The organism is Paenibacillus sp. TAB_01 (assembly GCF_043945595.1).
Lineage (GTDB): Bacteria > Bacillota > Bacilli > Paenibacillales > NBRC-103111 > Paenibacillus_S.
In genome coordinates, this window is sequence record NZ_JBIFNP010000001.1 from 885,123 (window position 1) to 896,769 (window position 11,647).

Here is an 11,647-nt window from a genome sequence, read left to right on the forward strand (position 1 = left end):
GGCCGCGGAACTACCGCCGGACTTGTAGATTGGGGAGGAAGACAACCATGAGCGAGCGTTATATCGATATCAACGAAAGCATCTTCGCGAAATGCGGAGACCGCGTCAGTGAAATTTTGGCCACGGTAGCCGACCGGTACGTAGGAAATAATCCTCCGCATCCGATGGCTTACCGGGCTTTTTGCGCAGACGGTATTTTGAAAAAGCACGATTACAGCTATGATTTTAATTTAACGGAGCGGTTCCCCGGGCTGCGCAACGGGCAAATCGTATATGCCTGGTGCAAATATTGGAGCGATGTGGAGCAGCCGCTCAATTTTATTTTGTACTGCTACGGTCGTTCTGATCCTGTATGCCAACGGAGAACGCATTTACAAAGCGAATATCGCGGACGAGCTGAATCCGAAGCGCAGAACAGTCGTGACGATTCCGATGCATAAAGGGTGGAATCATCTCGTATTCCAGTTTACCAAAACGGAAGCGGGCTGCGGAGGCTCCCTCGGACCGGGCTCCTTCAAGAGCAATCCTGTCCATTTTCTTGCGCCTTCGCCGGAGCGTTTCGGCCATGAGGGCTGGATCTACTCCGATCCGCAGGAGCAAGTATGGAGCGAGCTGCCGGGTGAAGGCAGCTCGGAGGCGGATCACGGCGTTACGTGGTATCCGAAGCTGGAGTGGAGCGGGGAGCAGCTGGCGGGTAACCCGGTCGCCCGCATCTTCGGCGGGCTCGAAGGCCGCTATGCCTTGGCTTGGACGAAGCTTCGCTCGTTCGCCCAGGAGCTCCGCAGCGTAGAGCTTACGGGCACGGCGGCTGCGAAGCTGGCCGTTTATGTTGACGGTCAGCTCCAAGCCGCAATTGAGCAGCCGGGAGCTTTCCGTGTTGCGCTCAGCTTGTCTTACGGCGAGCACGATCTCGTCGTGCAAAGCTTCGGGGGCGCCGAAGGCGCAGGCTTCCAGCTGGATGCCGCACCTGCCGGCATTCAGTTCACGGAGCCTTACCCGGTTCTCGGCGCAAGGGATACATGGCTTTATTTGGGGCCGTTTGCGGCGGACGAGGAAATGCCGGTTGTTGATAGCGGTTCGCTGCGGTCCTTGGTGGAGACGCAGGAAGGCGGCACGTTCTGGCGCCTGGATCAGCCGAACACATGGGTAAGGCCGTTCACGGAGAACGCGCTGTTCGGCAAGTGGAATTATCCGCTTGGCGTCACCTTGTACGGCATGCTGCAGACAGGTAAGCTGCTGGGCCGTGACGATCTGCTGCAATATGTTTACAGCCATATTGAAACTTGCACGCGTCTATACACCTATGCCAAATGGGATAAAGAGCAGTACGGCGCTTCGGGCGTCTTGAACACGCTGGCGACGCTGGACAGCCTCGACGATTGCGGATCGTTCGGAGCGACTATGCTGCTTGCTCTGCAGGGGCACCCGCTGCAAGGCGCGGAGCGGATCGCCGATGTAATTGCGGACTATATCGGCGGCAAGCAGGAGCGTCTGCCGGAAGGCGCGCTGTACCGGAAGCCGCGCCATGTCGACTTCCCGAATGCGACGCTGTGGTGCGACGACTTGTATATGAGCGTGCCGTACCTGTGCCGCTGCTACCAGCGGACAGGAGAAATTCATTACCTTGAGGATGCGGCGAACCAGTTTATTCAATTCAAGAAGCGCTTGTATATCCCTGAGCTGGAAATTATGTCCCACGTGTACGATTTCGGCATCGATAAGCCGACCAAAATCGCTTGGGGCCGCGGCAACGGCTGGGTGCTGTTCTCCTTGTCCGAGCTGCTGGCGGTGCTTCCGGAGCAGCATGCGCAGCGCAGCGAGCTGCTGCAGTTCTTCAACGAGTTGAGCGAGGGCTATCTCCGTCTGCAGGGCGAGAACGGCCTCTGGCATCAGGTACTGACCGAGCCGGAATCGTATGAGGAAACGTCGTGCACCTCGATGTTCCTGTATGCTTTTGCACGCGGGATAAGATACGGATGGATTGCGGATACGGAGAAGTATATCGCGGCTATCCACAAAGGCTGGGGCGGCATGGCCCGCATTTCGATCGATAAATTCGGCAACGTCTACGGCGTCTGCCGCGGCTCCGGCTATTCCTACAGCGTAGGCTACTATAAGGATGACCTGTCCTGGCTGCTTAACGATACGCACGGCATCGGCATCGTGCTGCTGGCCGGTATCGAGGTGCTTCAGCTGGAGCGCTATCTGGCCGCAGGGAAGACGGTCGCAGCTGCAGTCTAAGCGGACTGTGGATCTGCCCGGCTTGGATCCTTCGCATTCTCGCTGCGGGCCGGAAGGATTAAAGGCTTGGCAGTGAAATCGGCGGACTATGCTTTTGGCGATCGGGCCAAAAGCATGGTCTTCTGCTTTTTTACCGCATAGGTAAGAGTGGAAGGCGAACGAATATCTTTGAAAAGACATCGATAGACGGTTTTATCATATAGGATCGACGAAAGAGGGGGAAGGCGTTGGGTTCCGGCGAAAGCGGTCCGGTGTCAACGGCCTTACATAACAGGACAAGGGGAGTTTAGGATGAATGCTAACGCAAATCGGAAGCAGTATACAGCCAATGCCTACGGTGCGAGGCTGGACGGCGTAACGCTGTCTACGGCGGCCATTCAGCAGGCGATCGACGAAGCGGCCGCGGCGGGAGGCGGACGTGTCGGTTTCGAGCCGGGCGCTTATTTGACCGGGGCGATTTTTTTGAAATCCCACGTCGAACTGCATCTGTCGGAAGGCGTCGAGCTGCGCGCGGCGGTCGATGAAACGGCGTACCCGGAAATTTGGCCCCGGGTAGCCGGCATCGAGATGCTTTGGCACAGCGCGGTTATCAATATCTGCGGCCAGCACCATGCCAGCATTACCGAACCGGGGCTGATCGACGGCCAAGGGGAGTATTGGTGGCACAAATATTGGGGCGAAGATCGGCTTGGCGGCATGCGCAAGGATTATACGGCACAGGGCTTGCGCTGGGCGGTCGATTACGACTGCAAGCGCCCGAGAAACGTGCTGGTCATGAACGCGTCGCATGTCGAGCTGGAGCAGTTCACGCTGATCCGCTCGCCGTTCTGGAACGTGCACATCTGCTATTCGGACCGGGTGCGGGTAAGCGGATTGCAAATCCGGCAAAATTACGGTCCGAGCTCGGATGGCATCGACATCGATTCGTCCAGCAACGTGCTCGTGGAGCACTGCTATATCGACTGCAACGATGACAATCTGTGCATTAAATCGGGACGGGATGCAGACGGCTTGCGCGTCAACCGGCCTTCCGAGCATATCGTCATCCGTGATTGTGAAACGGGCCGCGGCGGCGGCATTACGCTTGGCAGCGAAACGTCCGGCGGCATCCGCGACGTCGAGATTTATAACATCAAAGCCGTAGGGACAGGCAACGGCCTGCGCCTCAAATCTGCACGTACGCGCGGCGGATTGATCGAGGATATCCGGGTGCACGACATCGAAATGATCGATGTGCCCAATCCGTTCAGCTTCCAGCTGAACTGGAACCCGAGCTACAGCTACGCGTCGGTGCCGGAAGACTACAAGGGGGAGATTCCCGACCACTGGAAGGTAATGGCGGAGCAGGTACAGCCGCCGGAGCGGGGCATCCCGGAATTCAGGAACATCGACATCAGCAATATTGTCGTCAAAAGCTTTTCCCGTACCGACGAGGATCACAGCGATTCGGAAGATCAGGCTTCCAGCGCGCAGCTGCATCCGAAGCAGAGCTTTTCCAGGGCGTTCGACGTCGAGGCTTATCCGGAGAAGCCGATCCGCGATATCCGCTGGCGGAATATTACGATAGAGACGGATACGGCAGGGGCCATTGCCCATGCGGCCGATTGGACGATGGACAATGTCGTGCTCAGGACGCGGGACGGAGAGCTGCCTAAGATAGAGCATTGCTCAAATGTCGAGCTGCCGAAGCTTGAGAGCTGAGCCGGATTTTGAGAAAATAATCCAGAAGACAGGAAGGAGGCGTTTTCGCATGAAACGGATGATTTATCGGGCACAGTGGAAGGAAGGACAGGCCGAGGCGGGGGCGGCTAGCCTGCTGGCCGATGTATCCTCGGTTGTGCGGCAGAGGGTAGATCAGGGAGACATCATGACGATAGCCGCGTACAAATGGCTGAACCATGTGTTTTTGTATTATGAGTGTATTCATTCGGATATTGATCCGGACGAGCTGTTCCGCTCGGCGGAGCCGTTATTGGAAGATTGGCCGGGCAAAGCGGAGAAGCGCAAATGGATGCCGATGATCGACGTATTTCATTTTAACGAGCCGGTCAGCTATGAGCATTGGTTGCGCAAGGAGCCTGTCGAGCGGCGAGCGGGCCGGGTGGCTCACCTGAAGCCTGAGATGGTCAGCAGTTATATTTATTATCACTACCAGCTGCAGGAAGAGAGGGCGTTCCTCGGGGATAAATACGAGATTATCGCTCTGCACGACAATCTGATGTTCGGCTATCAGGAGTTTCCCAAGGTCATTGAAGAGCCGCCGGCTCCGAAGAAGCTGCAGACCAAAGGCACCCCGGAGAATTGGGAAGATTCCCGGATGGACTTGCATTTCAAGCCATGGGGAGACGGACATTTGTATTTCAAGCATATCGATCCGATGTTTACGCTGTACTGCGGGGACAAGTAGGCAGGCTGTGCTCTGCATTTTGCAGCAGCCCCTATTCACCAGAAGCATGAGGGAGGAAATGATAGGAATGGTATTCAACATACGCGATTTCGGTGCTGCGGGCGACGCGGTAACCAAGGATACGAAAAGCATTCAAGCGGCGATCGACAGCTGCTTCGAGCAGGGGGGCGGCACGGTGCTTGTCCCTAAAGGGGAATATTTATCGGGGACGCTGCTGCTGAAATCCAACGTGAATCTGCATCTGGATGCTGCGGCCAGAATTGTGAGCAGCATGGAGGAACAGGATTTCGGAGTTCCCCTCTCGGAAGTGACCTGACGCGCAGAACTTAAGCGAGGGGCAGGGCGCCAGCGCGCTGATCTGCGCCCGCCATGCGGACAAGGTGTCCATTACCGGCCTGGGAACGATTGACGGTCGCGGAGAGCATTTCCTCGAGCCGGAGGACGGCGTCAGCGATTATGTGCTGCTGCCGCTTGGCGGCTTCCGTCCGAAGCTGATCGACTTCGAGGGCTGCACGGACGTATTGTTCCGCGATGTGACGCTGTACCGCGCGTCTTCCTGGGGCTTGCATATGACCGGCTGCAGCCGGGTTAATGTCGATGCGATCAAAATTCTCGGCCAGCAGCGCGGCCCGAACAATGACGGCATCGATCCGGACAGCTGCAAGGACGTGCATATTTCGAACTGCCACATTGAAACGGGCGATGACTGCATCGTCGTGAAGACGACGAAATACGGAGCCGAGCGCTACGGCGCCTGCGAGAATATTACCGTGACCAACTGCACGCTGACTTCCCACGACTCCGCGATCAAGATCGGAACGGAGACGCACGGCGATATCCGCAATATTACGGTGACGAACTGCGTGATCCGCAATTCGAACCGGGGGATGGGGCTGTGGGTGCGCGACGGCGCTACGGTCGAAAATATTTTGTTCTCCAACATTACCGTGGAGACCCGCCTGTTCAGTGACGAAGAGGAGACGAAACGGGAGCTGCGCTGGTGGGGCAAAGGCGAGCCGATCTTCATCACGGCGGAGCGCCGCAAAGGAGCGGAACGGGCACCGGGCAAGATCCGCAACATCCGCTTCGATCATATTCAGGTGGAATCGGAAGGCGGCGTTTATTTGGAGGGCTCCGAGGAAAGCGTCATCGAAAATATTTCGATCCGCGGCCTGAAGCTTGCGATGCGCCGGATCAGCGGCTATCCCGGCGGCTTGTTCGATACCCAGCCGTCGGAGCGGGGCGTATTTCCGCATCATATCCCGGCTGTATTTTGCCGCTATGCGAAGAACGTCACGCTGGACGATGTCGAGCTGGTATGGGACGGGGAGCCGAACCCGCATTGGTCTAACGCCGTATACGGCGAGCATATCGAGCGACTGGCAGTCAAAAGCTTCCGCGGAGCGCCGTCTCCCGCTCACAGCAGCCGCACTGCTATCGAGTTGAAGCAGGTGCAGGAGCTGTCTGTCGAGCATTGCAAGGCGGAGGCGGGAACCGATGTGTTCCTCGCGCTGGATGCAGTGGACCCGAACGGTCTGTTTATCGTCGGTAACGACTTCTCCAAAGCAAGACGGGCCGTGTCGTTTGCAGACGGCTCGAAGCCGGATTATTTCACGACCGCTAACCGTCCGCCGGGCCAAGCCTAAGCGGAGGTCGGCTAACCGTCCGTTGAGACATGCCGGAGCAGTGGTCAACAAAGCTGTGGTACAAGGGGATGTCCAATAAGTCCGAAAATAAAAGGTTGGGCGAGAAAACGCAAGGTTTTCCGTCCAGCCTTTTTGTGTACTTGCTTATGCAGGAAGGTAGCGTGGCGAATGCCTGCCACTTTTAGTAGGTTGTGGGCCAAGGCTACAATCTCAAACTCCGTATGAACCTTTCCGAGGCCTTGCAAAGAAAAACGTCGGAACGATCGGTTGCCCTTGATGTGACCAAACAGGCTTTCTACCTCGACTTTGCGCCGAGCATAGATGACAGATTTCTCATCATCCTCAAGGGCACCTCTGGCCTTTGCTTTTAACTCTTCACAGATTGTATTCCCGTGTAAGAAGATGCCGCCAATCGCTCCAGATGCGGAATGAAGCAGCGTGTCTCCGTAGACGTTGATGGAGACTGTAAAACAAACTGGTTATTGGTCCCCATTTGCACATTGTAGGTAGCCCAGTTTCAGTTAGCCATCTTTCAAATGGTTTTCCTTCATCCGCATAAATGTGGCATCTGGATCGGTTTTGGAATAACTGTTGTGATCGCTAAACTCCCCTGACGGTTTTTCTTAATTACTATAATTTTACGTAATACGTTTGGAATATCTATCTTTTTAGCCATAAAAATATCCCCTCCAAGTGGCACTCAAGCCTCCATGATACCAAGAAGGTTTTTTTGGATAGTACCACTTTCCTTATCGGATTGAGGGATGTTTGTGTTTATATTAGTGAAATTCTGACATTGATGAGTTTGGATATGATTGAAATAAGTTATATAAATTGGCTACCGTTCATGGTACAATTCTCCTATTCGTCCCATTTTATTCATTATTCATAGGACCTAAGGAGGATCGCAATGTCATTTTTAAGATTTTTAGGGTGGTTGTTCGTTCCATACGTAATGATTTTTGTGAGGTGGAAAAAACTAAAAGGGCTGGGAAAAACACTTGGTGGTATTTGGGCAGTAATTGCTTTACTTATGGTAATTGGAAATATGGCAGGAAGTAAAGATCAGCAACCGAGTCAATCATCTGCGCCTGTAACAGCAACTATCGATACTAAGGCACAAGCACCAGATGAGAATAAATTAAAGGCAGAAGCAGACGCAAAAGCTAAAGCAGAAGCAGATGCAAAAGCTAAAGCAGAAGCAGACGCTAAAGCAAAGGCAGAGGCAGAGGCCAAAGCAAAAGCCGAGGAAGAAGCCAGAAAACCAATTGTTGTCTCTGGCAAAGGGAATACTGCTACTGACCCATTCACATTAAAGGCGGGATTCGTAGTAGTTGATGGAAGTCATACCGGCAACTCAAACTTTGCTTTGCAATTTATGGATAGTTCAGGTGGCACTAAAAAGCTGTTAGTTAATGAAATCGGAAATTATAAAGGCAAGACACTTGCACTGATCCCAAAGAGTGGTGACTATTTATTTAACGTATCAGCCGATGGGAAGTGGAATCTAAGTTTATCTCAAGTTATTCCAAGCGAAGTTCCAAATGCACCTACTTCTCTAAAGGGGAGTGGCGATGATGTTGTATTTGTAAACCTTCAGAAGAAACTTACCAAATTTACCTTTAACCATTCTGGTTCTAGTAATTTTGTCGTGATGCTTAACGGTAGGAATCTACTTGTAAATGAGATTGGAAATTATGAAGGATCTAAGGCTCAATCAATTAATGATGCTGGGCCTTATGCAATAAGTGTCCAGGCGGACGGTGATTGGTCGATTGATATTAATTAACACGACTTCTATCGGAAAGAGGATGTCCCAAAAGCCACGAAAATGGCCAAGGACACCCTCTTTTCAACTTTGTACATTCAATATAACATGGATCAACTTTGCCTGCCAATGGATTTAGAAGAAGATATTCCTTCGAATCATCTCGTGCGTGTTATAAACGCCGCCGTGAATCGTCCCGATGATCGTATCTTCGACGCGGCCTATCCCGGAGGTGGCCGACACAGCTATCATCCGAAAATGCTCACTAAAGTGATCATCTATGCCTACACCCAGCGAATTTACTCCTCCCGTCAGATCGCCAAAGCGGTTCGTGAGAACATCATGTTTATGTGGATCGCGGGCAGGCAGCGTCCAGACTTTCGTACCCTGAACCGGTTTCGTTCCGAACGTATGAAAGCCGTCTTGGAGACCGTATTTACTGCGGTTCTTCAATTTCTCACTGACGAAAACTATGTACAGCTTGAACACTACTTTGTCGATGGAACCAAAATCGAAGCCAATGCTAACCGGAATACCTTCGTCTGGAAAAAATCCACCCAGAAGCATAAGGTCAAGCTCCAGGAAAAAGTACAGGCTCTGTTTGCCACCATCGAAGAAGCTGAAAAACAAGAAGATCAAGCACACGACGGTCGGGATCTCCCCGAGTTAGGCGAGTCCTCGGGGATCACGAGCGAAAAACTGGAGCTTGCGGTCAAGAAACTGGAAGAAAGACTGCAGGAGAAACCGAAAGATAAGCCATTGAAGAAAGCCGCGCGCACCCTCCGAAAAGACCTTCTCCCTCGTCTTCAAAAATACGAAACACAGGAAGACATTTTAGGAAATCGAAACAGTTACAGTAAAACCGACAAAGATGCTACATTTATTCGGATGAAGGAAGACCACATGCGAAACGCCAGCTAAAGCCGGGTTACAATGTGCAAATGGGCACGGAAAATCAATCATCCTCGGTTATAGTGTGCATCAGCGGCCTACAGATACACGTTGCCTCATTCCCCATCTCGAAAAGGTAAAGTCACAGCTGGGAAAGCTGTCGGGCACGGTTATTGCAGACGCCGGATACGGTGGTGAAAAAAACTACAATTATTTAGAGAAAAATAGAATTGAAGCCGTTGTTAAATACAGCACCTATCATCGTGAAAAAAGCAAAGCATGGCAAACGGTTCTGAGCAAGATCGACAACTGGAGGTATGACGCCGAAGCAGATGCGAGGACGTGTGCGGCGGGACACATGCTTCATTTTCGGAGAGTCAGCAAGGAAACAACAGAAAGTGGATATGAGATCGAATATCGTCATTATCGGAAACGGTTACGCGTTAGCCGTTCGACGTATGATCGAACCGGAGCCTGTATTTGGAGATATCAAGAACAACCGCGGGTTCAAACGTTTCCTGCTTCGAGGGCTATTTAAAGTTAGCCTGGAGGTCGGGTGGCTTTTTGCCCATAACCTGCTGAAGAAGCGTCGGTAGACGCCAAAAATAAAGGAGCGAGGCAGATACAAGTCGCCTAGCTCCTTTATTGTTTGAAAATACGTATTGAACTTGCGAATTTAGCGTGTCCCTCAAGTTTTGATTCCTACTTTTGGGACACCCTCTTTTATTGAAGAAGCTTCCGCGCCTCCATTAGAAAAGATGTCCGTATGGCGCCGGGCTCAACCGCTCCCCGGGCCTTGCGGGATTATGGATGATAAATCAGGATGACGATTTAAGTATGACTTGCTTCCGCTCGGACTAGGACGGGCCATGGCGGATCCGGACCGGCTGCTGCCCGGCCCGCAACTTATCTGGGCATCGGCTGCCCCGCATAAGGATAAGAATACTTCAGCTCTTCATCGAAGGTGACATAATCGAGATTCACCATCAGTAACAGATAGCGCATACCCGTATTCGGATCGCTGATAATGATATGATCGCGTCCCGCCGCTTCAATGCGGCCTTTAAATATTTTGGCGTTCCATTCGCTGTTATTCTCGTAGGTCATGTAGAACGTGCCTGTTTTCCCCAGATTGAGGCGCAAAATATTCTCAATGAACGATTGCTCCAGAGGGAGCTGGGACAAGGTGCCGCCCTGCGGAGTAATGTAGGAGCCGCTTGGCACCTGCGGCGGCTGCGTTTGGGGGACGTACTGCTGCGGATACTGCCCGCCGGCCTGAGGCGGATACCCTGGATAACCGTAGCCGGGTGTCCCTGACTGTCGGTATGGAATGTTCGTCATGTTTGGAAATTCCTCCTTCGATCGAATGAATAAATGATGCCTACACTTATACCTATTATGTTGGCTTGGACATTTATCACTCTTGGACGAAGAAAAGCCAAGCTTTTTATCGGGGCTTGTATTTTCTGACGTTCCCAGGAGGGGGCCGGTCAAAAAGCAAAAAGCCGCCGGGCGGCAGCTTTTGCATGACGAATATGTTATTGTAAGCCGGGTTAGAAGTTGAAATTGTCCGGATCGGGACCGAACCGGTGGTTTTCATTCAGTGCATCCAGCTTAGCGATGTCCTCGTCGGACAAGGTAAAGTCAAATACATTGCCGTTCTCGCGGATCCGCGATTCGGTAACGGATTTAGGGATGGTCACGATGCCGTTCTGCAGGTCCCAGCGCAAAATAATTTGAGCGGGGGATTTGCCGTATTTGGCAGCGAGCTCCGTCAAAACCGGGATGTCCAGGTTGCCCTGCATTAAGGGACTCCATGCTTCCAGCTGGATTTGATGCGATTTGCAGAAGCTGCGCAGCTCCTGCTGCGTCAAGCGCGGATGGCACTCCACCTGGTTCACCATCGGTACGATTTCGCTGCCCGACAGCACATCCTCAAGGTGATGCACCTGGAAGTTGCTTACGCCGATGGCGCGGACGGCGCCGTCCCGGTACAGCTTCTCCAGCGCGCGCCATGTATCTTTATACTTGCCTTTCACCGGCCAGTGAATCAAATACAGGTCGATCACATCCAGACCGAGCTTACGGCGGCTTTCTTCAAAAGCGCGCAAAGTGGAGTCGTAGCCTTGATCCGCATTCCATACTTTAGTTGTAATGAACAATTCGTCGCGGGAGACGCCGCTTTCCTTAATGGCAGCGCCTACGCCGCTCTCGTTGTTGTAGGCCGCGGCGGTATCGATGCTGCGGTAGCCGGCCTGGATGGCTGCTTTGACGGAACGGATGACTTCGTCACCGTCCTTCGTTTGCCAGACGCCAAGTCCGAGCCAAGGCATCTTTACTCCGTTGTGCAGTACAGTTGTATCGGCAATATGCTGAGTCATTTGGTTCCTCCTACGATTCATATGTAAGTTTATGGTTCCCTTTTATCATACCATGTTAACCTATAGGAATAAAATGGCTGGCCGGAAGGCGTGTCGGGCATGGTTTTGCCCTGGAACGGCAGGCATTCTTTTGCCAATGCTGCGGAAGCTGCGTCGGCTTGTCCCGGCGAGCAAGCGAAACGTATTCGGCGGGTCCAGGCAGAATAGCGGCTGCGCGCAAGCTAAATAATGCCAAAGCCTTGCGCTGCATCCGTTGTTTTGCAGCTGCTCCGCGCTCCTGCCCGCTCTGGGTACGCGAAAAGCCCGGCGCACC

Annotated in this window: 9 protein-coding genes and 3 pseudogenes; 8 read left to right on the forward strand and 4 right to left on the reverse strand. The window is 53.0% G+C overall.

Going from position 1 to position 11,647, the window contains the following annotated elements:
- Positions 1-47: 47 nt before the first annotated feature.
- From ACHHV8_RS04310 to ACHHV8_RS04335, 6 genes and pseudogenes are all read left to right on the forward strand, one after another.
- Positions 48-440, forward strand: coding sequence for a hypothetical protein (locus ACHHV8_RS04310; protein ID WP_395157080.1), 393 nt, complete (start codon positions 48-50; stop codon positions 438-440).
- Entirely contained in the window at positions 421-2,241 is a 1,821-nt protein-coding gene (locus ACHHV8_RS04315) for a glycoside hydrolase family 88/105 protein (RefSeq protein WP_395157082.1), read from the forward strand. Before ACHHV8_RS04310 ends, ACHHV8_RS04315 begins: the two co-directional genes overlap by 20 nt.
- A gap of 291 nt (positions 2,242-2,532) precedes the next feature.
- On the forward strand, positions 2,533-3,942 hold the full coding sequence (locus ACHHV8_RS04320) for a glycoside hydrolase family 28 protein (protein ID WP_395157084.1): 1,410 nt from the start codon (positions 2,533-2,535) through the stop codon (positions 3,940-3,942).
- Between the two features lie 49 nt (positions 3,943-3,991).
- Positions 3,992-4,648, forward strand: a complete 657-nt coding sequence (locus ACHHV8_RS04325) for a hypothetical protein (protein ID WP_395157086.1) — start codon at positions 3,992-3,994, stop codon at positions 4,646-4,648.
- A gap of 67 nt (positions 4,649-4,715) precedes the next feature.
- A complete protein-coding gene (locus ACHHV8_RS04330; protein WP_395157088.1) occupies positions 4,716-4,964 on the forward strand; it encodes a glycosyl hydrolase family 28-related protein in 249 nt (82 codons plus the stop codon).
- Between the two features lie 28 nt (positions 4,965-4,992).
- Positions 4,993-6,294 (forward strand): annotated as a pseudogene (locus tag ACHHV8_RS04335) (glycoside hydrolase family 28 protein); the annotation flags it as partial.
- A 179-nt stretch (positions 6,295-6,473) separates the two neighbouring features.
- Here ACHHV8_RS04335 and ACHHV8_RS36785 read toward each other — a convergent pair.
- A pseudogene (locus tag ACHHV8_RS36785) lies at positions 6,474-6,893 on the reverse strand (transposase); the annotation flags it as partial.
- Positions 6,842-6,970, reverse strand: a complete 129-nt coding sequence (locus ACHHV8_RS04350) for a hypothetical protein (protein ID WP_395157090.1) — start codon at positions 6,968-6,970, stop codon at positions 6,842-6,844. The gene ACHHV8_RS04350 and the pseudogene ACHHV8_RS36785, both read right to left, overlap by 52 nt.
- 234 nt (positions 6,971-7,204) lie before the next feature.
- Between ACHHV8_RS04350 and ACHHV8_RS04355 the strand changes: the two genes are divergently transcribed.
- Together ACHHV8_RS04355 and ACHHV8_RS04360 are read left to right on the forward strand one after the other, a co-directional pair.
- Positions 7,205-8,083 carry a hypothetical protein gene (locus tag ACHHV8_RS04355; protein ID WP_395157092.1) on the forward strand — a complete coding sequence of 293 codons (879 nt, stop codon included), beginning with the start codon at positions 7,205-7,207 and terminating at the stop codon, positions 8,081-8,083.
- A 69-nt stretch (positions 8,084-8,152) separates the two neighbouring features.
- A pseudogene (locus tag ACHHV8_RS04360) lies at positions 8,153-9,549 on the forward strand (IS1182 family transposase).
- Positions 9,550-9,859: 310 nt separating this feature from the next.
- On the opposite strand, the gene gerQ reads toward ACHHV8_RS04360, so the two are convergent.
- Both gerQ and ACHHV8_RS04370 read right to left on the reverse strand, forming a co-directional pair.
- Positions 9,860-10,294, reverse strand: coding sequence for a spore coat protein GerQ (gerQ, locus tag ACHHV8_RS04365; RefSeq protein WP_395157094.1), 435 nt, complete (start codon positions 10,292-10,294; stop codon positions 9,860-9,862).
- A 212-nt stretch (positions 10,295-10,506) separates the two neighbouring features.
- Positions 10,507-11,334, reverse strand: coding sequence for an aldo/keto reductase (locus ACHHV8_RS04370; RefSeq protein ID WP_395157096.1), 828 nt, complete (start codon positions 11,332-11,334; stop codon positions 10,507-10,509).
- Between the last annotated feature and the right edge of the window lie 313 nt (positions 11,335-11,647).